Source organism: Aliiroseovarius lamellibrachiae (genome assembly GCF_018599245.1).
GTDB lineage: Bacteria > Pseudomonadota > Alphaproteobacteria > Rhodobacterales > Rhodobacteraceae > Aliiroseovarius > Aliiroseovarius lamellibrachiae.
This window is the reverse complement of sequence record NZ_JAHEVJ010000007.1, coordinates 177,994-199,177: the sequence shown is the minus strand read 5'-3', so window position 1 is coordinate 199,177 and position 21,184 is coordinate 177,994. Positions and strand designations below refer to the sequence as shown.

25 protein-coding genes are annotated in these 21,184 nt (G+C 54.6%); 13 read left to right on the top strand and 12 right to left on the bottom strand.

The genetic code is table 11. The annotated features are described in order from the left end of the window. Positions 1 to 58: 58 nt before the first annotated feature. Positions 59 to 1,111, bottom strand: a complete 1,053-nt coding sequence (locus KKW20_RS13530; protein ID WP_214568432.1) for a hypothetical protein — start codon at positions 1,109 to 1,111, stop codon at positions 59 to 61. Next, complete coding sequence (locus KKW20_RS13525; protein WP_214568431.1) at positions 1,111 to 2,100, bottom strand: GlxA family transcriptional regulator; 990 nt, start codon at positions 2,098 to 2,100, stop codon at positions 1,111 to 1,113. The genes KKW20_RS13530 and KKW20_RS13525 overlap by 1 nt, the downstream gene beginning before the upstream one ends. A 196-nt stretch (positions 2,101 to 2,296) precedes the next feature. On the opposite strand from KKW20_RS13525, the gene KKW20_RS13520 reads away from it, so the two are divergent. Continuing rightward, positions 2,297 to 3,667, top strand: a complete 1,371-nt coding sequence (locus KKW20_RS13520) for a class II 3-deoxy-7-phosphoheptulonate synthase (protein ID WP_214568430.1) — start codon at positions 2,297 to 2,299, stop codon at positions 3,665 to 3,667. A 94-nt stretch (positions 3,668 to 3,761) separates the two neighbouring features. Here the strand turns inward: KKW20_RS13520 and KKW20_RS13515 are convergent, their stop codons facing one another. After that, positions 3,762 to 4,517: a PAS domain-containing protein gene (locus KKW20_RS13515; protein WP_214568429.1), complete on the bottom strand. Its 756-nt coding sequence runs from the start codon at positions 4,515 to 4,517 to the stop codon at positions 3,762 to 3,764. Positions 4,518 to 4,676: 159 nt separating this feature from the next. Between KKW20_RS13515 and KKW20_RS13510 the strand changes: the two genes are divergently transcribed. The 3 genes from KKW20_RS13510 to KKW20_RS13500 are packed head-to-tail and all read left to right on the top strand — an operon-like array spanning position 4,677 to position 6,739. Beyond that, positions 4,677 to 5,558, top strand: a complete 882-nt coding sequence (locus tag KKW20_RS13510; RefSeq protein ID WP_246534607.1) for a YicC/YloC family endoribonuclease — start codon at positions 4,677 to 4,679, stop codon at positions 5,556 to 5,558. Positions 5,559 to 5,564: 6 nt separating this feature from the next. Continuing rightward, complete coding sequence (gene gmk, locus KKW20_RS13505) at positions 5,565 to 6,218, top strand: guanylate kinase (protein WP_214568427.1); 654 nt, start codon at positions 5,565 to 5,567, stop codon at positions 6,216 to 6,218. Then, positions 6,215 to 6,739: a gamma carbonic anhydrase family protein gene (locus KKW20_RS13500; protein WP_214568426.1), complete on the top strand. Its 525-nt coding sequence runs from the start codon at positions 6,215 to 6,217 to the stop codon at positions 6,737 to 6,739. The genes gmk and KKW20_RS13500 overlap by 4 nt, the downstream gene beginning before the upstream one ends. Positions 6,740 to 6,793: 54 nt before the next feature. On the opposite strand, the gene KKW20_RS13495 is transcribed toward KKW20_RS13500, so the two are convergent. Next, positions 6,794 to 7,327, bottom strand: a complete 534-nt coding sequence (locus tag KKW20_RS13495) for a peroxiredoxin (RefSeq protein ID WP_214568425.1) — start codon at positions 7,325 to 7,327, stop codon at positions 6,794 to 6,796. A gap of 246 nt (positions 7,328 to 7,573) precedes the next feature. On the opposite strand from KKW20_RS13495, the gene lipA reads away from it, so the two are divergent. After that, a complete protein-coding gene (gene lipA, locus KKW20_RS13490; RefSeq protein WP_214568424.1) occupies positions 7,574 to 8,530 on the top strand; it encodes a lipoyl synthase in 957 nt (318 codons plus the stop codon). A 226-nt stretch (positions 8,531 to 8,756) separates the two neighbouring features. Here the strand turns inward: lipA and hpt are convergent, their stop codons facing one another. Next, a complete protein-coding gene (hpt, locus tag KKW20_RS13485; protein WP_214568423.1) occupies positions 8,757 to 9,302 on the bottom strand; it encodes a hypoxanthine phosphoribosyltransferase in 546 nt (181 codons plus the stop codon). Between the two features lie 81 nt (positions 9,303 to 9,383). On the opposite strand from hpt, the gene KKW20_RS13480 reads away from it, so the two are divergent. Continuing rightward, positions 9,384 to 9,842 carry a type II toxin-antitoxin system RatA family toxin gene (locus KKW20_RS13480; protein ID WP_214568422.1) on the top strand — a complete coding sequence of 153 codons (459 nt, stop codon included), beginning with the start codon at positions 9,384 to 9,386 and terminating at the stop codon, positions 9,840 to 9,842. On the opposite strand, the gene KKW20_RS13475 is transcribed toward KKW20_RS13480, so the two are convergent. Genes KKW20_RS13475 through KKW20_RS13465 form a run of 3 tightly spaced genes read right to left on the bottom strand, consistent with a single transcriptional unit; the run spans position 9,843 to position 12,500 of the window. Next, on the bottom strand, positions 9,843 to 10,772 hold the full coding sequence (locus tag KKW20_RS13475; RefSeq protein WP_214568421.1) for a site-specific tyrosine recombinase XerD: 930 nt from the start codon (positions 10,770 to 10,772) through the stop codon (positions 9,843 to 9,845). Next, complete coding sequence (locus KKW20_RS13470) at positions 10,769 to 12,331, bottom strand: hypothetical protein (protein WP_214568420.1); 1,563 nt, start codon at positions 12,329 to 12,331, stop codon at positions 10,769 to 10,771. Before KKW20_RS13470 ends, KKW20_RS13475 begins: the two co-directional genes overlap by 4 nt. Before the next feature lie 31 nt (positions 12,332 to 12,362). Next, positions 12,363 to 12,500 (bottom strand): hypothetical protein, encoded by a 138-nt coding sequence (locus KKW20_RS13465; protein ID WP_214568419.1) that lies wholly within the window; start codon positions 12,498 to 12,500, stop codon positions 12,363 to 12,365. Between the two features lie 145 nt (positions 12,501 to 12,645). On the opposite strand from KKW20_RS13465, the gene KKW20_RS13460 reads away from it, so the two are divergent. Continuing rightward, a complete protein-coding gene (locus KKW20_RS13460; protein ID WP_246534616.1) occupies positions 12,646 to 13,161 on the top strand; it encodes a shikimate kinase in 516 nt (171 codons plus the stop codon). Position 13,162: 1 nt separating this feature from the next. After that, complete coding sequence (gene aroB / locus KKW20_RS13455) at positions 13,163 to 14,272, top strand: 3-dehydroquinate synthase (protein WP_214568417.1); 1,110 nt, start codon at positions 13,163 to 13,165, stop codon at positions 14,270 to 14,272. Positions 14,273 to 14,358: 86 nt separating this feature from the next. Here the strand turns inward: aroB and ssb are convergent, their stop codons facing one another. Beyond that, positions 14,359 to 14,871, bottom strand: coding sequence for a single-stranded DNA-binding protein (gene ssb / locus KKW20_RS13450; protein ID WP_214568416.1), 513 nt, complete (start codon positions 14,869 to 14,871; stop codon positions 14,359 to 14,361). Between the two features lie 272 nt (positions 14,872 to 15,143). Between ssb and KKW20_RS13445 the strand changes: the two genes are divergently transcribed. Continuing rightward, positions 15,144 to 15,674 carry a lytic transglycosylase domain-containing protein gene (locus KKW20_RS13445; protein ID WP_246534615.1) on the top strand — a complete coding sequence of 177 codons (531 nt, stop codon included), beginning with the start codon at positions 15,144 to 15,146 and terminating at the stop codon, positions 15,672 to 15,674. A gap of 36 nt (positions 15,675 to 15,710) precedes the next feature. On the opposite strand, the gene KKW20_RS13440 is transcribed toward KKW20_RS13445, so the two are convergent. From KKW20_RS13440 to miaA, 3 genes are all read right to left on the bottom strand, one after another. Continuing rightward, positions 15,711 to 16,034, bottom strand: a complete 324-nt coding sequence (locus tag KKW20_RS13440) for a hypothetical protein (protein ID WP_214568414.1) — start codon at positions 16,032 to 16,034, stop codon at positions 15,711 to 15,713. An 86-nt stretch (positions 16,035 to 16,120) separates the two neighbouring features. Beyond that, positions 16,121 to 16,927 carry a helix-turn-helix transcriptional regulator gene (locus KKW20_RS13435; RefSeq protein WP_214568413.1) on the bottom strand — a complete coding sequence of 269 codons (807 nt, stop codon included), beginning with the start codon at positions 16,925 to 16,927 and terminating at the stop codon, positions 16,121 to 16,123. A 174-nt stretch (positions 16,928 to 17,101) separates the two neighbouring features. Further along, a complete protein-coding gene (gene miaA / locus KKW20_RS13430; RefSeq protein WP_214568501.1) occupies positions 17,102 to 17,977 on the bottom strand; it encodes a tRNA (adenosine(37)-N6)-dimethylallyltransferase MiaA in 876 nt (291 codons plus the stop codon). Between the two features lie 209 nt (positions 17,978 to 18,186). On the opposite strand from miaA, the gene pyrH reads away from it, so the two are divergent. The 4 genes from pyrH (at position 18,187) to KKW20_RS13410 (ending at position 21,182) form a co-directional block, all read left to right on the top strand. Next, a complete protein-coding gene (gene pyrH / locus KKW20_RS13425) occupies positions 18,187 to 18,876 on the top strand; it encodes a UMP kinase (protein ID WP_214568500.1) in 690 nt (229 codons plus the stop codon). A gap of 138 nt (positions 18,877 to 19,014) precedes the next feature. Then, positions 19,015 to 19,578 carry a ribosome recycling factor gene (frr, locus tag KKW20_RS13420; RefSeq protein ID WP_214568412.1) on the top strand — a complete coding sequence of 188 codons (564 nt, stop codon included), beginning with the start codon at positions 19,015 to 19,017 and terminating at the stop codon, positions 19,576 to 19,578. A gap of 27 nt (positions 19,579 to 19,605) precedes the next feature. Further along, positions 19,606 to 20,331 (top strand): polyprenyl diphosphate synthase, encoded by a 726-nt coding sequence (uppS, locus tag KKW20_RS13415; protein WP_343207596.1) that lies wholly within the window; start codon positions 19,606 to 19,608, stop codon positions 20,329 to 20,331. A 44-nt stretch (positions 20,332 to 20,375) separates the two neighbouring features. Then, positions 20,376 to 21,182 carry a phosphatidate cytidylyltransferase gene (locus KKW20_RS13410; protein WP_214568411.1) on the top strand — a complete coding sequence of 269 codons (807 nt, stop codon included), beginning with the start codon at positions 20,376 to 20,378 and terminating at the stop codon, positions 21,180 to 21,182. The last annotated feature ends 2 nt before the right edge of the window (positions 21,183 to 21,184 follow it).

Here is a 21,184-nt window from a genome sequence, read left to right as displayed (position 1 = left end):
CAAATGAAAAGACCCGCATGCGAAGAAAATGATGGGAAACCCGCCATTAAAACATGGGTTAATGGGTGCGGACGTACCGGGTGAGATAGGTGACTTGCGACAGGGCGCCTGGCTTTTGGCTCTGGTCGCGAATCTCTGCTATGTTTGGCAAAAACTCGATGTCGTCGTCTGGCAGTGCGGATATTGGATGATGTGTGCCTTGGATCCCATCGGGCTTTCGATAGGGTTTTAGGGGGGCGGACAGGTCGATGGCGCCCGTTTTCAGGCACAGGTCTTTCGCGCAACGAAGGGTAAGGATTGGGCGCATCAGCGACACATCCTGGGGGAGCCGCAGCAGATCACTGTCTCGTCTGATCAAATGGGTCGGGGCCTGAACCAGTTTGGAAGACGGTGCATTGATCGCCAAACGTGGCGCAATCTGAAGCGCAAGGGACACGGATAATTCATCGGGCTGTGCATTGGTCTGTGCCAGCAAAACCTCATGAAATGCTTGTTCCAAATCGGATTTATTCGGGGTGTCTTCGGTCGTTGACGACCAAATATAGGGCAGGGTGATGGTCTGTTGATGCGTGAATTCTGTTATATTAACGGGGCGCGTCACCCAATAGGCGTTCGGGTCTGTATCCACGTCCGGAAGAAGCGCTTCAATCTCATCCTTGCTCAGCTCGTGGGTTTCCATTTCAACCGGTTGAGACAGGGCGCGAAGTGAGGACAAGTCCATGCGATTGCTTTTGCAAAACGCCAGCGCATCATCAACGCGGTCATTTTGAATGACCCAAAGGATCTTAGACGTTCCGGAGCCGCAATAGATCGGCTGATGTGGTGCAGAGAATAATTTCTCGACCAGTCGTGGGCCGAAAAATCCGATCGAACTGTTGCGCAGATCATCGGGGTGTTTGACCAAAAACCAACCCGCGCGACCATTGTGATAAACAACATGATCCGCGTCTTCCAGCGCGACCAATTCGGCAAGTTGCGATTGTTGCAGCTGTGATAGATCTTCGCCAACAAGCCACGCGACGGGACCGTATCCAAAGAAGGTCTGTACGGCGACCCAAACGATGACGGCCAAGCCCACAAGCACGCCTGAGGCAACGACTAAAACCCGCATCATATCTCTGCAGAGGCCCCAGACTGGCTACCGCGCTCGCGATAGGGCGTCGTGTCATAGTGGGATCTGTAGCATTTTGAGAAATGTGACGGGCTGGAAAACCCACAGGCAAGGGCCACGTTAATCACGCTCATATCCGTTTGCATCAACAGGTTACGCGCCTTTTGCAACCGTAATTCCATGTAATATCGCTTGGGGGAACGGTTCAGATACCGACGAAACAGCCGTTCAAGCTGTCGGGTCGACATGCCAACTTCTGAGGCGAGAACCGACGGTGAAATGGGTTCTTCGATATTGGCTTCCATCCGTTGAATCACTTCGCTGAGCTTGGGATGACGCACGCCAATACGGGTGGGAACCGACAGGCGCTGGCTGTCGCGATCGGTACGAATTGAGGTGTAGATCTGTTGGTCGGCAACAATATTCGCGACCTCTTCACCCTGTTGTTGGGCGATCAGTTTCAGCATCAAATCCATCGACGCGGTGCCACCTGCGGCGGTCATCCGATTGCCGTCAATCACAAAGATCCGCTTGGTCAGATCAACATCGTCGAATTCTTCGGTAAAGCTGTCGTGGTTTTCCCAGTGAATCGTTGCGCGTTTCTGCGACAGCAATCCCGCCCGCGCCATAATATATGACGCAGTACAGAGCCCCGCGATGTGCACGCCGCGGCGCGATTCCCGGCGCAACCAATTCAGAAGCTTTGGGGAACAATTGCTCTGAACCCGAACGCCCGAACATAGAATAACGGTGTCATCCCGACGCAGCTCTTCCAAATCGCTGTCGACGTTAAAAGATGCGCCAACAGACGAGGCAATGGCCTCGCCACCTTCGCCCATCAGCGTCCATTCATACAGCTCACGCCCCGCGGCGCGATTGGCAATACGAAGGGCATCCACCGCGCCAGCAAAGCTGAGCAGGGTAAAATCGTTGACCAAAACAAACACAAACCGGCGGCGCGTTGTGTCCTGCTTCGTGGGTTGGTCCATGCGCGACTCACTTCTGATCGAAGGTTTTCTTAAGTGAAGAATACCACACCAGCTTTACCTTACGGCTTCAAGTATATTTGCGATGCCAACGCCATATTCTTGTGTCACAACTTTGTTTGCACCCTTCCGATGTTAACGCTAGAAAGGGGGCCTTAATCCCCCAGTCTGGGGGCATGACACACAGTGGAGCAAAGAAATGACGGATTGGGAAAAGTCGGCCTGGAGATCGAAACCTCGGGTTCAGATGCCAGACTATACCGACCCGGCTGCGTTGGCCGAGGTCGAACGGCAGCTTGGAAAGTATCCACCGCTGGTCTTTGCGGGCGAAGCGATCCGGTTGAAAAATGAACTGGGCAAAGCCGCGCGCGGCGAGGCGTTTTTGCTGCAAGGCGGCGATTGCGCCGAAAGCTTTACAGATTTCTCTGCCGACGGCATTCGTGACACGTTCAAAGTGATGTTGCAGATGGCGATGGTTTTGACCTTTGGCGCCAAGGTTCCTGTGGTCAAAGTTGGCCGGATGGCGGGGCAATTTGCCAAGCCTCGTTCAGCACCGACCGAGACGGTGGATGGAATTGAGCTGCCAAGCTACCGCGGTGATATCATCAATGAACTTGGCTTCACATCCGAGGCGCGGATCCCGTCGCCACAGAAGATGTTGCAGGCCTATACGCAATCGGCCGCCACCGTGAACTTGCTTCGCGCGTTTTCCACGGGTGGTTTGGCGGATGTGCATCAGGTGCATGGTTGGACACTGGGCTTCACCGCCTCAGATGAAGCCGAAAAATACCGTGCGATGGCGGAACGCATCCAAGACACGCTCGACTTTATGAAAGCCGCTGGTGTCACCTCTGAAACAGCACACAGCCTTGCGTCTGTGGATTTCTACACCTCGCACGAGGCGTTGCTTCTGGAATATGAAGAGGCGTTGACCCGCCTTGACGCCACCACCGGCAAAACAGTGGCCGGGTCGGGCCATATGATCTGGATCGGCGATCGCACACGTCAGCCTGATGGGGCGCATGTCGAATTCTGTCGCGGTGTGATCAACCCGGTTGGCCTGAAATGTGGCCCAACCACAACCGCAGAAGACCTGAAGGTTTTGATGGGCAAATTGAACCCGGAAAACGAAGCGGGCCGTTTGACGCTGATTGCGCGCTTTGGGGCGGGTAATGTGGGCGATCATTTGCCGCGTTTGGTTCAAGCGGTGAAAGAAGAGGGTGCCAATGTGGTGTGGTCCTGTGACCCGATGCATGGCAACACGATCAAATCCGCATCTGGTTATAAAACGCGTCCGTTTGATGCGGTGCTGAAAGAGGTTCAGGACTTCTTTGCCGTGCATCAGGCCGAAGGGACAATCCCCGGCGGCGTGCATTTTGAAATGACCGGCGCGGATGTGACCGAATGCACCGGTGGTGTTCGTGCTGTGACGGATGAAAACCTGTCAGACCGTTACCACACCGCCTGTGACCCACGCCTGAACGCCTCGCAATCTCTTGAGCTTGCGTTTTTGGTTGCCGAAGAGCTTTCTGCGCTGCGCCAACCTCAGGCTGCCCGCAAAGCGAGCTGATATCCTGTTAAAAGCAAAAAAGCCCTGGCAATTGCCGGGGCTTTTTAGTCGAACGACCATTCAGTTGATGCTGACCGATACAGGATACCAGCGTTTACTCGGGTTCAACAACGCGCAAATGGGGCTGGGCTCGCTTTTGCCCGCCATGACGATTTTGGCGCAGATCTGACCCTTCGGTATGTTCCAAATATCCCGGTATGTTGGCACGCGTGTTTTTCTTCACCATATCGTCGCGCTGCAGATAAGGGTGTTTGGTCTGAGGGTCACTCGACCCGCTTTTGTCGCGGAATTCAGACACATCGTTGGTCAGAATTTCCTTCACATCCATTTTTGAAATGTTGAAACGGCGCGGCGCGCGGTCAATATTGCCTTTGATCTGGATTGCCCCAAGTGCGCGTGTCGTACGTCCCTGATCATCCCGTAGTGGGGCCAGAAACATTTGCGCGTCAAGCGCCGAACGAGTGAAACCACCTGCGCTTTTTAACGTAAGATGAACCGTTGCTGGACTGTCAAATAGGCGTTCGAGTGCGATCCGCATATCCCCACGCGCTTCGGGCAAGAGCAGCGAGGTAATGGGCATTCCACGCATTTCCATGCCCAAGATGTCATTCATGGCTTGACCCGCCAGCCGGATTTTCGCCATGCCGGGGGCAATTTTCTCAAGAATGAAAGATTGCTCCAGAATGTTGGAAATCCCGCGCGGATCAACATCAGAACGCGACGGCATAACGCGCCCATTGCGCAATCCTTCCCAATAGGCTTCTGCCTGTGAAACCGCAGGATATTTCATCCCCGTCCGGGCTGAATCGATGGAAATCACGTTTCCGTCTTTCACATATTCGATCTTCATGGCGGTTTCCTTCATTCGGCAAAATGAGACTTCTTGTTCCTGCGTTAACCGTCTGCTAACTGAACTTTAGGTCTTCCTTACTATAATCTTAATATGCCACATTCCGTTAAAATGTGGTGACAAATCTTATCAAATGGTTAACTGCTCATGCCCCAATCAATGACAGGTTTCGCAAGTGCCGCCGGAGAAGACGGCGTTTATAGCTGGAGCTGGGATGTCCGCTCGGTCAATGCACGCGGCTTGGACCTGCGGATCAGAATGCCCGATTGGGTCGACGGGATCGAAGAGGCCTTGCGCGCCGCGATCAAAGCGCAGGTTGCGCGGGGCAATGTGACCGTTGGGTTGCGGGTCAGCCGCCGGGACGATATTGTCAGGGTCGCCCTGAACCCCGACGGATTGGCGCAGGCCCTTGGCCTGTTGCAGCAAATATCTGCAGAAGCAGAAGCGCAAGGCGTGCGTGTCGCCCCCATTGCACCGTCAGAGATTGCCAATATGCGCGGCGTGGTGGAACAGGTGTCCGGGGGCGAGGAAGACACCAGCGCGCTCACCGCCGCCCTTAAGGCGCAGCTGCCAGAGCTGATCAGCCAGTTTGTCGCCTCACGCACCCGCGAAGGCGAGGCCTTGATCACCGTCTTACGGGGCCAGATTGCCGAGATTTCACAGATGACTCAGACGGCAGAAACGCTGTTGGCGGGCCGGGCCGAGGCGCAAACCCAACATTTGAAAGACAGCCTTAATCGCGTGCTCACAGCAACTGATGAGGTTGATCCCGAGCGTCTGACCCAAGAGCTGGCGATGATCGCGGTGAAAACCGATGTGCGTGAAGAATTAGACCGTTTGGCGGCCCATGTGGATGCCGCACACGCGCTGTTGGCAAGCGAAAAACCAATGGGGCGCAAACTGGACTTTCTCATGCAAGAGTTCAACCGCGAGGCAAATACACTGTGTTCAAAAGCGCAATTTAATGCCCTGACCGCTGTTGGACTGGACATGAAACATGTTATTGACCAGATGCGAGAACAAGTTCAAAACGTGGAGTAACCCCATATGAATCAACAAAAAAATCGCCGCGGTCTTTTGATCATTCTGTCGTCGCCGTCCGGTGCCGGGAAATCAACTTTGGCCAAACGGTTGATGGAATGGGATCCAAGCCTGAGCTTCTCTGTGTCCGCCACAACCCGTGAACCGCGCGACGGCGAACTGGATGGCACGCATTATCATTTTGTTGATGAAGCCAAGTTCCGATCAATGGTTGCAGATGGGGAAATGCTGGAACACGCCCATGTGTTTGGGAATTTCTACGGCTCGCCCGCGGGGCCGGTGCGTGAGGCCATTGATGACGGACGTGATGTGCTTTTCGATGTTGATTGGCAAGGGGCACAGCAAATTAGCCGCTCGGCGTTACAAGATCATGTTTTATCAATTTTTGTCCTGCCGCCATCGATCAGCGAGTTGCGTCGCCGGTTGGAAAGTCGCGGGCAGGACGCCGCGGATGTCATCCAAAAACGGATGCAAAAAAGCTGGGATGAGATCAGCCATTGGGATGGCTATGATTACGTGCTGGTGAATGACGACCTTGATGCCAGCTTTGAACGGCTCAAGACAATTGTATCCGCCGAACGTCAACGACTGGCGCAACAACCGGGGTTGATGGATTTTGTACGTGGGTTGCAGTCAGAATTTCAGGAAGATGAAGCATGATTTATGAGTTGGACGGACTGGCGCCAGAGATCGCCGTCGATGCTTGGGTCGCCCCCGGTGCAAATATCATTGGTCGCGTGAAAATGGCCGCGCGCGCGTCCGTATGGTTCGGCTGCACCATTCGCGGCGACAATGAACAGATCGAAATCGGAGAAGGCACCAATGTCCAGGAAAACTGCGTGTTCCATACGGATCTTGGGTTTCCTCTGACGCTTGGGGCGAATGTGACCGTCGGCCATAAAGCCATGTTGCATGGTTGTACGGTGGGCGAAGGCAGCCTGATCGGCATGGGGGCAACGGTTCTGAACGGTGCCAAGATTGGCAAAAACTGCTTGATCGGGGCAGGGGCGCTGGTGACCGAAGGCAAAGAGATCCCGGATGGGAGCATGGTTCTTGGCGCGCCGGGAAAAGTTGTGCGAGACTTGGACGCCGCGACGATCAAGGGGCTGTATGCCTCGGCCCTTCATTACCAGCAAAATGCCGCACGTTTTGCCAAGGGTCTTAAACTCATCTCTGAATAATAACGCAAAAGGGCCACCCGAATGAGTGGCCCTTAGGTGTTTTATTTCAACAAATTAACCGTTGTTTTTCAACCATTCCAGAACGGTTTCTGGCGAGCTGACACCGTAAGGGTCTTCGCCGTGGTTGTCTTCGCGGCCGGGCTCTTCGAACCATGCTTCGACAACACCATCGGTGATCACGGCAGCATAACGCCAGCTGCGCACACCAAAGCCGATGTTTGATTTGTCGACCAACATGCCCATCTGACGGGTGAATTCACCGGCGCCATCGGGGATCACTTTGACGTTTGTCAGTTCTTGATCGCGGGCCCAAGCGTTCATGACAAAGCTGTCATTTACGGACATGCAATAAATCTCATCCACGCCGTTTGCGCGGAACTCAGTTGCGCCGTTTTCATAACCGGGCAGCTGGAAGGTTGAGCAGGTCGGGGTGAACGCGCCGGGAAGCGAGAACAGCACAACGCGCTTGCCTTTGAAATAGTCGTCAGAGGTTACATCCTGCCAGCGAAACGGGTTGTCGCCGCCAATGCTTTCGTCACGGACACGGGTGTGGAATGTAATGTTGGGAACGCGAACGCCTGCGTGCATGTCTAGATCCTTATCATCTTTGGGATTTGTTTGTTTTTTGGCAGATGGGGAATCACTTCCACACCAAAGCTCCCGCAGCATTAGAACCATTCCAAAATGCTCACAATATTTTTCTTTGGATGTCGGATTTAATCAGCATGATTTCGCGTTTTGACGAAATTCTCACAATCCTTTCCCCTGTTTGATCCAACCCCGTGACACGCCCCGCCGCAGTGCCTATATACTGACCCAATCGGAGGATGAACCATGCGTGATCTCAAATTGCCCGAAGAGCGGCACCCGGAAAAAGCACACCGAAAAGACAATGCTCAGCCGAAAAAGCCGAGCTGGATTCGTGTTCGTGCCCCCGGTGGAAAAGGCTACGCCGAGACCCATAAAATCATGCGGGAAAATAAGCTGACAACCGTCTGCGAAGAGGCCGCTTGCCCCAATGCTGGCGAATGTTGGAGCCAGGGCCACGCCACGATGATGATCATGGGCGAAGTCTGCACCCGCGCGTGCAGCTTTTGCAATATCGCCACAGGTAAACCCCCGGAAGATCTGGACCTTTTTGAACCGGGCCGGGTCGCGGATGCGGTCAAGAAGCTGTCGTTGAAGCATGTTGTCATCACCTCTGTTGACCGTGATGATCTGGAAGATGGCGGGGCCGAGCATTTTGCCCAGACCATTCGCGCCATCCGCCACCGCTCGCCTGAGACCACAATTGAAATCCTGACGCCCGATTTTCTGAAATGTGATCCATCGGTTTTGGAAACGGTTGTTGAGGCCAAACCCGACGTGTTCAACCACAATCTGGAAACGGTTCCGGGGCTTTATCCAGAGGTGCGGGCCGGTGCGCGGTATTTCCATTCATTGCGATTGTTGCAGCGGGTGAAAGAGCTTGATCCTTCGATGTTCACCAAATCAGGCATCATGGTTGGTCTGGGCGAAGATGCTCTCGCTGTGCGTCAGGTGATGGATGACATGCGCGCGGCGGATGTGGATTTCCTGACCATCGGTCAGTATTTGCAACCGACCCCAAAACACCACGCGGTAGAGCGCTTTGTGCATCCGGATGAGTTTGCGGATTATGAAAAGGCGGCTTATGGCAAAGGCTTTTCGATGGTTTCAGCGACGCCGCTAACGCGCTCGTCTTATCACGCCGGGGATGATTTTGCGCGTCTGCGGGCCAATCGTGAAGCAAAGCTCGCCAGTAAATCCTAGTCAGCAAACGCCATCGCCGTTAAGTCATACAAAATCCCGCGCGTCACGGTTTGATGCGCGGGATTTTTTTCAGTTCAGGCATCCAGTCCGGGGCGCCCCAAAAATACTCATAACTGCCCACGGCAATACAGATCACCAAAATTGCCAGAAAAAGTTTCACGCGCGCTTCTGAGGGCGGGTTTCGCGCCCATTTTGACATCCGCCATAGCCAACGCGGGTTCATCGCTTAGGCCTCGTCGGTAAAGCGCACCTTGCCAATATAGGGCAGGTTACGATTGCGCTGTGCATAGTCGATGCCGTAACCGACCACAAATTCGTCGGGAATTTCAAAGCCGGTCCAATCGGCCTTGATGTCGACCTCGCGCCGCGAAGGTTTGTCGAGCAGCGCGATGGTTTTCAGCTTTCTTGGCCCTTTGGCCTCCAGCAACTTAACGACCTGGGTGAGCGTGTGACCGGTGTCGACGATATCTTCGACCACCAACACATCACGCCCCGCAATCTCGCCCCGCAAGTCCTTGAGAATACGTACCTCTCGGCTGCTTTCCGTTGAGTTCCCATAGGACGATGCCTCTAGAAAATCGACCTCAACCGGCAAGTTTAGCTCGCGTACAATATCGGCGATAAACACAAAGGATCCGCGCAGCAAACCGACCACAATCAGCTTGTCTGTATTCGTGAATTCGGTGTGAATATCATCGGACAATTGTTCGACCCGCGCCGCAATTTGCTTGGCTGAGATGAGCGTATCGATCACATATGGCTGTTGAGACATGGTGTTTCCTCGGGCTTCCCTCTTGATTTCCGCGCGCATACCTAGGACATGTGCACGCGCGAGAGAAGGGAAAAAGCACATATGCCGACACATGGTGAAAAACGCGTCCTGCCATATAGCCCGCATCAGATGTACGAATTGGTTGCGGATGTGGGAAAATACCCGCAATTTCTTCCCTGGAATTCAGCCGCAAGGGTGCGGTCACGCGCACCACAACCGGATGGCACCGAAATCATCGAAGCCGATTTGGTGATCAGTTTCAAGGTGTTTCGTGAACGTTTTACCAGTCGCGCCGTGTTGGACAGCGCCACACCGCGGCTTGATATGGAATATCTGGATGGGCCGTTTAAATATCTTAAATCCCACTGGCAATTTCACCCTCATGAGGCAGGTTGTGAGATCGAGTTCTTTGTTGATTTTGAGTTCAAAAGCGCCGTGCTGCAAAAAGTCATTGGACTGGTGTTCAATGAGGCCATGCAGCGCATTGTAAAGGCCTTTGAAAAACGCGCGATTGATCTGTACGGGCCGGCCAGCGGCTGATCACTCTTTGGCCAATGGGTGATGTGCTAAGACCAGCTCTTTTAAGCGTTCATCCAAAACATGTGTGTAAATCTCGGTGGTCGAGACATCCGCATGGCCCAAAAGCGTCTGGATCGTGCGCAGATCTGCGCCATGGGCCAACAAATGCGTGGCAAAGGCGTGGCGCAATCTGTGTGGCGTGACCGCATCAGGCGATACCCCGGCCGCCACAGCAATTTCCTTGATCAAGCCAAAAAAACGATGACGGGTCAGATGACCCAATTTGCCGCGTGAGGGAAACAGGAATTTTGATGGTTCCGTGCCGGTTTCCTTTTTCGCCAGACCTTCATCGCGGTCACGAATATCGAGCCACTCTCGAAGCGCGGACCGAGCAGGGGCGGACAGGGGCACCATACGCTCTTTGCCGCCCTTGCCCTTGACCAAGAGCATCCTTGGATCGCCGCGCGCGGCAGAGACCGGCAGGCTCACCAATTCACTCACCCGCATCCCGGTGGCATAAAGCAGTTCCATCAGGCAGGCATTGCGCCGTTGGTCAGGTGCATTTCGGCCATGGTGTTGGGCGGCCGTCAAAAGCGCGTCAACCTCCGCCTCGCTTAGGGTTTTCGGAAGCGATTTTGTGCGCCCCGGCCCCTTGATTTTCAGGGCCGGATTGTCCGTGCGCCATGCCTCTTCATAGGCAAAACGATAAAGCCCCTTAACCGCTGATAAACGTCGCGCTCGTGTGGCCTGTGCCAGCCCTAAGGCATCACAAGCGACCAGATAGTCCTCAATATCCTCTCGCACGGCGTTCGCAAAATCGGTTTGCCCCAGATGGTCAGAAAAGGCTTTTAGATCGCGACCATAGGCCAGAAGTGTGTTTTCCGAGGCGTCTAGCTCCGCCGCTTGCGCGTCGAGAAAAGCAGAGATCCAACGCGCGTGATCCGATGTCATCCGCGTCTCTCCAGGATCAGAAATTCAAGCGCTGCCTGCCTGGCAATATTTTCCAACCCAATGTGGCGAAAAAAGGCGATGGCGTCTGAAAGCTCATCATAGTCGCCAAAAACACCGTTGGAATACAGGGCAATGGCGCGCAGGATTGCTTCGCCTAACCGATCTTGGTCCATCAGCGATTGCAGGCGGATCGGAATGTTGGGATTGGCAAACCCCTCTAATACCGCTGTGCTGGCGGCATCATAGGGGCGCACATTCTTAATATCCCCCAGTGCAATAGCACGTAAGACAAGGGATTTCGCAGAGGAGTCTGGCGCGCCTTTTTTGGCGATCTCCTCATAGTGATCCGACAAAAGCCCCATTTGGAACGCGTGTTTCGCCGCGTCACCTTCCAGATCCAGCGTGGCCAGTTCAGGTCCAAAAATGCGCGAAAAGGGCATTTCAAGCTCGGCCGCTTCCAGGCGGGTCCACAAGTCAGGCAGAAGGGCGGAAATCGTTTGTGTGTCTTTGGCCTGAAGGGCCTTGTCCATGGCCTGAACCGCCGCCATCCGGTCCCATATTCCACCAGAGGCGGCAGGCTTGCGTTCGGAATAAAGCCCATAGATTTGATTGTCGCTGACGGCCCCCATCCGCACCAGCCGCTCACCGGCCTCAACGCGGGCTTTCCAGCCGATATTGGCGCGCAAATCCGCTTGGGCAAAAGCCAAGGGCAGGCCAGTTGTCGGAATATACTCGCCGATCGCCTCAAACATGCGAAAGGTCAGGGGGCTTGGATGAAGGGGTTTGGTCAGCGGTGGATCCCCCTCAAACACATCCGGATCCAAGAACCGTGACAATAAATCATCATCCGCTTGTGAAACATAGCCCAACGCACGCCCAGTCCCCAAGGACAGAACCGCCGCATCCCAATCCCCCGCGCGTGCAAGGCAAAAGATACGGGCAGGAAAGGTCGGGCTCAGATCGGGGGCCGCACTTAATCGCTGACACGGGATGTCTTCTTCCCCCAGCAGCAGGGCCGTATCAAAGCCGCGCCGGAAACTGGCCGGGGTTTGCGCCCCTGATCGTGCAATCAACGCATCTGCTTGATCGAGAGCGCCTGTCGCAAGCAGGCGGTCCACTCGTGCAAGAAACAGTCGGTCATCGGTGGTGTTTGCACCGCGTGGCGGATCTAACTCTGCCAAAAGCAATCGGGTGAGCAAAGATTGCATTGAGGGCATCAGGTCCAGTGGCATCGACAAAATGCGATGGGCCAGGTCATCCGGACGAGAGGCCCCCCAAAGATCTCTTGAAAACCCCGTGACACTCGGTGGCAGCAACCCAATGGCATCAGTGGTCTGCGACCCGAGTGGGACGACTGAAACATCGGCAACAGATGCGGATTGGGCCACGGGATTTTCGGTGTTTATCTGTGGTGAAACCACAATTGGGGCCGAAATGCTGTCGGATAACCAATCAATTGCTGACATCGGCGCGGATGCAACCTCGCCCTCTGTTATCCCACCCGCGGTCTGCGCATAGCTGAAGGCAGGCAGTAGCGCCAAGGTCATCGACAACGTCATCCACAGCGAAAAAGGGGCTGCCTTATGCTGGTTATGTCTCATTCAACGTCACTGAAATACTCTGGGGGGTTGCCTCTGGCGACATATCGCCCAGATATGCGTACCCCAATACACCAAAACCGGTGAGAACCACCAACAACACCAATAGCTTGATTAAACGGAGCGCCATGGTTTTCCCTTTTTTTATCGCCTCTCGGCTGCCTCTCGTCACTTTATATATGGCTTTTTCCACGAGATCACGCCATTGAAGTAAAAACTTCGTAATTCGGCAAGTGAGCGCCAAGTTGGCATATATTGTAAAGAAATCCATCGTCATGATCGGCATGATGGGGGCCGGGAAAACCGCCGTGGGATTGGCCGTGGCCGAACGCCTTGGCGTCCCCTTTATGGACAGCGACGAAGAAATCGTGAAGGCGGCAAATATGTCGATTGCCGAGATCTTTGAACGCGATGGCGAGGGGTTTTTTCGGGCCCGCGAAAGCGAGGTGATTGGGCGGTTGCTGGACAGCGAAAAAGCAGTCCTTTCCACCGGCGGCGGGGCGTTTATGACTGACGCGAACCGCAACATGATCTCTGATCGCGGCGTGTCTGTCTGGCTCAAGGCCGATCTGGAACTTTTGTGGAACCGGGTGAAACACAAAGACACACGCCCATTGCTGCGTACGCCCGACCCGAAAAAAACACTGACCGATATCTACGAGGCGCGCGTGCCGGTCTATGCGCAGGCGGATCTTTCGGTTCAGGCGCGGCCTGAATACTCAATTTCGGACATGGCAGATGCGGTGGTTCAGGCACTCTTGACCCGGCCGGATGTGTTGGAAAGGGACTAATATGACCACAGTTCACGTACCATTGGATACGCGCGCCTATGATGTGCGGATTGGGGCAGGGTTGATTGACCGTGCCGGCGCGGAAATCGCGCCTTTTCTGACCCGCCCGAAAGTGTGGATTGTGACCGAAGACACCGTTGCAGGTTTGCATCTTAACAGGTTGAAATCCGGGTTGGCGGCTGATGGGATCAGCAGCGAGGCCCTGATCCTGCCACCGGGGGAAAGCACCAAAAGCTGGCCTTACTTGATGCAGGTGGTGGAGTGGTTGCTTGATGAAAAAGTCGAGCGAAAAGACGTGGTTATCGCTTTTGGTGGCGGGGTGATTGGCGATTTGGTGGGCTTTGCCGCCGCAATTTTGCGCCGCGGTGTGCGGTTTGTGCAAATTCCCACCAGCCTTCTTGCACAGGTCGATAGTTCCGTTGGGGGAAAAACCGGCATCAACACGTCGCATGGAAAAAACCTGGTGGGCGCCTTTCATCAGCCATCCTTGGTGCTGGCCGATATTACAGTGCTTGAAACGCTGAAACCTAGGGATTTTCTGGCAGGCTATGGCGAAGTCGTGAAATATGGCGGCTTGGGTGATGCGTCATTCTTTGAATGGCTTGAGGAAAATGGCCCGGCCCTAGCGGCCGGGGATGCGATTTTGCGCAAAGAGGCCGTGCGCCATTCGGTTCAGATGAAAGCGGATATTGTCGTGCGTGATGAAACCGAACAGGGCGATCGGGCATTGCTCAATCTGGGCCACACTTTTGGTCACGCGCTAGAGGCGGCAACAGGCTATTCCGCCCGTCTGCTGCATGGCGAAGGCGTTGCCATCGGCTGTGCGCTTGCGTTTGAGACCTCGGCCCGGATGGGGTTGATCAGTCAGGAAAGCCCGTCGCGGTGGCGCGCGCATTTGGCGGCGATGGGCATGAAAAAAGACCTGTCGGATATTGATGGGTCACTGCCAGATGTGGATGGGCTGATTGCCTTGATGGGGCAGGATAAAAAAGTGCAGGATGGCAAGCTGCGGTTCATCCTGGCGCGGTCCATTGGCGACGCGTTTGTCACCTCAGATGTGGATATGACCGTGGTGCAATCTGTCCTAAAAGACGCGCTGGCCAAATGCTGAGACCTGTTATGAACAGCGCGTGAACGAAAAAAGCGCCCAAGGGGCGCTTTTTGTTTGTGTGAAATACGGGGTATCGACAGGGCCGCTTAGAACGGGATCTCGTCGTCAAATCCGCCACCAGCAGGCGCTTGATTTTGGCCTTGTCCCTGGCCTTGATCGCCACCGTAGCCGCCTTGGTCGTTGCCATAGCCACCAGATTGACCGCCACCGTAACCGCCGCCGCTTTGGCCACCACCGCCACCTTCGCCGCGACCATCAAGCATGGTCAGCGTGCTGCCAAACCCTTGCAAGACAACTTCGGTGGAATAGCGGTCGTTGCCCGACTGATCTTGCCATTTACGCGTCTGAAGCTGGCCTTCGATATAGACCTTGGACCCCTTGCGCAAATACTGCTCACAGACCCGAACCAAACCTTCACTGAAAATCGCAACCGTGTGCCATTCCGTGCGTTCACGACGCTCGCCGGTATTGCGGTCTTTCCAGTTTTCCGACGTGGCAATGCGCAGGTTGCACACTTTGCCGCCGTTTTGAAAAGTACGGATTTCGGGATCACGGCCCAGATTGCCGATGAGCATTACCTTATTGAGCGAGCCCGCCATGGCTGCGTCCTTTCGATTCTTCACGTTGCGCGTATGGTTACACATTCGCGGCATTGGGGGGAAATGGATTTCTGTGGATGAAATTCAATGAGCCCCCCCTAAAAACCCTGTGATTGAAATGAGATGCGCAAGAAAGCGCTGTCCCCATTGCCTGCGCCCCGTTTCTTCCTATATTGTCGTTAACATATTGGGGAAGAAAGATGTCTTGTCGTCATATTCTTTTTGGAATTGGATCCGGTTTTATCTTTAGCACCGTGGGCTTAACGTCGGCGATGGGTGAAAGCTTGTTTTCAAGCTCTAACGGTAGTGCTGCGTTTAAATCTCAGCTGCAGGTTTTGGACACCCGTGCGGCGCAACAATATGCCGGTTCAACGCGGTTGCTGCCGAAAGGGGTGGCTGTCGAAACCAGCTATGGGATCCCATCCTATAGCGGTAAATATCGCGGCCAATATATGGATATGGCGCTGTCTGCCGCACGTCGACATGGCATACCGGAAGATTTGTTCTTGCGGCTGGTGCAGCAAGAAAGCGGATGGAACCCTCGCGCAAAGAGCCATGCCGGCGCGATCGGCTTGGCTCAGCTGATGCCGTTTACCGCCAAAAAACTTGGTGTAAACCCTCATGACCCCTATCAAAACCTAGAAGGTGGCGCGCGCTATCTGCGCAGACAATATGATCGCTTTAGGTCATGGAGGCTGGCTTTGGCGGCGTATAATGCAGGGCCTGAAGCCGTAAAAAAATACTCCGGCGTTCCGCCTTACAAGGAAACGCGTGGATATGTTAAGGCGATTTTGGGGGGCTAATAGCCTTTAGATCAAAACCTCGCACATAAGCATTGGTCAGTCCCGCATCCGGCGTGCCAAAAGGCCGATTTCTGCGGTGGCGATGACACTTGCAGACAAGGAAACGAATGTTCCAAGCTGTACGCTGAAGGGTAGGATCGTTTCGCTTGAAAAAGTGGGAAGGGTTTCTGTCACCAATAGGTCCAATTTGCCATATAGGTCAGGTGCAACTTTTTGCATTTCGCGATTGATATCAAGACGTAAGACCTCCTCTTGATCAGGGTGTGACGCAATTTGGCGCCATCCTTCTGATAGGATCACCACAAAAAAGATGCTTAGAATCGCATTGAAGGTCCTGGCGCTGTCATAAACTGCGGGCATCAAATCGCACAGCGATCCCTTTACAAGATGACAGCGGTCAGACTGATAGAGAGAGGTCTCGTGGACGGTGGCGAAGCTGTCAGGTTTTAATGTGAAGATCTGAACTGTGACGGAGTTTGCCCGGTGTTTCGCTGAAACGCCCTTGTGAAATAGGCGGCAGAGGCAAAGCCAAGCTTACTTGCGATGTCTTTAATTGGGATATGTGTCTCGCTCAACAAACGGCGGGCTTCGTAATGTACCCGGTCCGCAAGAATTGCAGAGGCGGGCCTGCCAGAGGCTTTGTTGCAAACACGGCTGAGATGTGTGGCGGTGACACCAAGCTCACTCGCATAATCTTTCACGGATTTAGAGCTGTGAAATTCTTGCTCCACAAGGGCCGCAAATGCATTCGCCAGTCGTGCGGAAGTTGTTGAGGACTTGGGGGACACCGCCATGTCGCTAAGGCGGCGATCAATCCAGACCGAGATCAAACCCGCGTGGCACATCATCGCCCGTTGCGCGCGGTCGGTGCCCTTTTCCATCTCGCGCTGCAGGTCGTCAATCATACGGCCCATTTCCATATGCTGTTCTGCGTCGCGTAGGCGAAGGTGTACGGGCTCTTCTGGCAGGCCCAGCTGCATTTCACTTCCCTGTGGAAGCACCACCAAGGTTCCGGCAACTTGCGAGGACATCTCAAACCCATGCATGATCCCGGCAGGGATAAAGAGGCAATTATGGGGCCCATAGCCCGCCGTCACCCCATTAACGGTGATCCGCCCTTGTCCGCGGGTGAACCAGATCAGAACGGGCGCGCCGTAAGAACGCATCGCCTCGGTGCGCCATCGTCCGCCTTTGCTCATCCGAGCAAGCGGGACAACGCGAAAAGGGGATTTGAGCGGCGGCAGATGGGTCATGATGCACACGTTTATTGAGCAGAGGTTGCTCTTTTCCTAACGCAAGACCGTCATTTTGTCGCCGCGCAAAACGATCAAAACAGAGTTATCCACAGGATGGCCCACAAGAAAATGGGTCAATTGTGGGTAAGTCGGCCGTTTGTTGCGCTGCAGCGCGTTTGCCGCATCTGCACGTTATGCCGGTAGGGGAATCGCTTTCCAATTGTGCATTCGCTTGCGAAACCACGTTCGTTGGCGTTTGGCGTACTGTTGGCTGGCGATTATCGCTCGGGCTTTTGCCTGCGCTAAACTAAGTTCCCCGGTGAGATGCGCGATCAACTCTGGGGCGCCAATGGCTTTGGCGCTGGGGTCTTTCGGGGTCCACGTCGAAAGGTTCCGCCGGGCTTCGTCCAGCGCGCCAGATGCGATCATCAGATCAAATCGCCGTTCAATACGGTCGCGCAACCAGTCACGGTCTGCGTTTAGAACAATTGGACACGCGTTTGAGAGCGGCAACAAGGGGGCGGGGGTGTTGTCTTGCCATTCCGCCAAGCCGCGTCCGGTTGTGCGCTGCACCTCCCAGGCGCGGGAAATGCGCGCTGGGTTGTGCGTGTCGATGCGTGCCAGCGTTTCCGTGTCAAGATCCGCCAAAAGCGCCTGCACACCATGCGCGTCGATCACGGCCTCGCATTCGGCACGGATGTCTGGTGGGGTTAGGGGAATATCGGCCAGACCCTCGGTCAAAGCCGTCAGGTTCAACCCAGTCCCGCCCACAATAATTGGCCGCAGATTACCACTTAGATATGGGGTCACATCGCGCAGCCAATGCCCCACAGAATAAGCCTGATCTCCGGGGATATGCCCATACAGCGCGTGGGGGGCCAAAGCCTCTTCTTCCTCAGATGGGCGGGCGGTCACGATGCGCCAATTGGCAAACACCTGAAGCGCATCGGCGTTCACAATCACCCCGCCGCCGGTCCGCGCAATTTCAAGCGCCAGCGAAGATTTACCCGATGCGGTTGGCCCCGCAATCAAAACGGGCTGATCTGAGGGGATATCAAATGGAAGCATGCTCACGTCTGGATACACCGCTTTGTTGTTTTTTCTTGCTATGCGAGCTTATCGCATTGAATGTTGTGCTTGTTTGAGCCATTTTGCGCGCCAAGACAATCACCCTTGTTCAGGAAGCCGATGCCATGAGCGACACCCCCGCCGAAACCCCAACCGAGACCTCCGCCGAAACCCCTACCGACACCGCGAAAGCCACATTTGGCCGCGTCATGTTGAAAATTTCAGGCGAAGCCCTGATGGGGGACCAAGGGTTTGGACTGCATCCGCCCACGGTTGAACGTATCGCACGCGAAGTGAAAACCGTGCATGATATGGGGGTCGAGATTTGTATGGTCATCGGCGGCGGTAATATTTTCCGCGGCCTGTCCGGAAGCGCGCAAGGGATGGAACGCACCACCGCAGATTACATGGGCATGTTGGCGACAGTCATGAACGCCCTGGCGGTTCAGTCCGCGCTGGAAGGTTTGGGGGTGTTTACGCGGGTCATTTCGGCGATCCGCATGGATGAAGTGGCCGAACCCTATATCCGTCGACGCGCCGTGCGTCACTTGGAAAAGAAACGGGTTTGTATCTTTGCAGCCGGCACCGGGAACCCCTATTTCACCACCGACACAGCCGCCACTTTGCGCGCCAATGAAATGGCCTGTGAAGCGATCTTTAAGGGCACCAAAGTGGATGGGGTCTATGACAAAGACCCGGTTAAGTTTGATGATGCGGTGCGCTATGACCATGTGTCTTATGACGATGTTCTGGCCAAACGCCTTGGCGTGATGGATGCATCGGCCATTGCGCTGGCGCGCGACAACAATCTTCCCATCATTGTCTTTTCGCTGGATGAGCCCGGCGGGTTTCGCGGTATTCTGGCCGGTGAAGGGACCTATACCCGCGTAAGTGATTAAACCTCGCGGGTTTCCGCCCAGATTGGATCGGGAATAGAACCTTGACGGGGGCCACACTATACAAGGCCCCATTGGGGGCGCTATACGACAACAAAGATGCTCGAAAACAAGAGCAAGAAGGAAAAGGGGACGTCTGCAATGTCTGACGAAGAGTTTGAACTGGACCTTGGTGATCTGGAACGCCGCATGGAGGGCGCTGTTGGCTCTCTGAAAACTGAATTTGCATCGTTGCGCACAGGACGAGCCTCGTCTTCCATGCTCGATCCGATTACCGTTGAAGCCTATGGTCAACGCACACCATTGAACCAAATCGGAACCGTCAACGTGCCAGAACCACGTATGGTGACCGTGAATATTTGGGACAAAAGCATGGTTCAGGCCGCTGAAAAAGCCATTCGCGAAAGCGGGTTGGGCATCAACCCCCAGCTGAACGGCACCATCATTATGTTGCCCATTCCAGAGCTGAACGAAGAACGTCGCCGTGATTTGACCCGCGTTGCTGCGCAATATGCAGAAAGTGCGCGTGTTTCGGTGCGCAATGTGCGTCAGGATGGCATGCAGCAGTTGAAGCGTGCCAAAGACGGCATGAGCGAAGATGACAACAAGATGTGGCATGATGAAGTGCAGGAAATGACTGACAAATATGTCGCGATCGTCGATAAGGCTTTGGAAGCAAAGCAAGAAGAGATCATGCAGGTTTGATCCGTCAAACTTGAGAGGAGTGCATGCGTGGGTAAAGAGCAAAAATCCCCAGACCATGTTGCCATCATTATGGATGGCAATGGACGCTGGGCGCAAAAACGCGGGCGACCGCGGCTCTTTGGCCACCATGCGGGGGCCAAACGTGTCCGTGAAATTGTCGAGGCATGCCCAGGTTTTGGGGTGAAATACCTGACAATTTTTGCGTTTTCGACCGAAAACTGGAAACGCACACAGACCGAAGTGTCTGGCTTGATGAGCCTGTTTCGCCGCTACATCACCAAAGAGGCGCGTGCCCTTCGCGACGAGGGCGTTCGCGTGCGGTTTATTGGGGATCGCCTCAGGCTGGATAAAAAACTACAGGCTCTGATGGATGAGCTTGAAGTTTTGACTCAGGAAAATGACAAGGTTCACCTCACCATTGCGCTGAACTACGGTGGTCGTGACGAAGTTGCGCGCGCTGTGAAACGGTTGGCGCAGGATGTTGCGGCGGGCCTGTTGGATTCAGATACCGTGGATGAAGAAACGCTTCCAAGGTATTTAGATACTTGTGTTTTGCCAGATCCAGACCTCGTTATACGCACCTCGGGTGAAGCCCGCATTTCCAATTTTCTTCTGTGGCAATCCGCCTATGCAGAGTATGAATTCATTGATACGCTCTGGCCGGATTTCGACGCCGAATTATTTGGTGAGATCGTCGATCGTTACGCCGGCCGTGATCGCCGTTTTGGATCGGTTGACACCGCAGCAGAATAAAACGCGCCTGGATTATCAGTCCGCGCGGACAGAAAAGGATCATCATGGGACAATCAACTGCCGGTTCAAACTGGACCGATCTTGGACCGCGCGCCGGGGCAGGGCTGGCGATGGCTGTTGTTGCTGGTGCAGCAATCTGGCTTGGTGGGATGGTGTTTGTTTCCTTGATTTCTGTGGTCATTGGTTTGTGCATTTGGGAACTGACCCGTTTGCTTCGCCGGGATAATGCCGCCGTCCCTATGGGGCTTGCCATTTTATCTGGGGTCGCCGTTTTGTTGGCGGGCTACCAGATCGAAAGCGGATCCGGCCTAGGGGTCTGGTGGCTGGTGCTGTTGATCGCACCGTTGCTTGGGTTTGTCTTGATCACCAAGGACCGTGCACTCTTTTTGGCCTATAGCGCCTTGATCATGCTTGCGGCACTTGGCTTTTTACACCTGTCGCATTCCCAATTGGTGATCTGGCTGGTGTTGGTTGTGATCACTTCTGATGTTGCAGGGTATTTCGCCGGGCGCCTTTTGGGCGGCCCTAAATTCTGGCCGCGCGTCAGTCCAAAGAAAACATGGTCAGGCACAGTGGCGGGTTGGGTCGGGGCGGCCGGCATCGGCTTTCTATTTGCCTCGGAAGGCAGCACCATATTCTGGATGCTTGGCTCGGTTCTCGCCGCTTTTGCAGGACAAATGGGCGATATTGTTGAAAGCGCGATCAAGCGCTATGTGGGGATCAAGGACAGCTCTAACCTTATTCCAGGCCACGGCGGCGTGTTGGATCGTTTTGATGCGATGATTGGGGCTGCGGCACTGGTTTACGCACTTTCTATCCTTCTTGCCATTCCGGTTTTTGTTGCGGGATGACT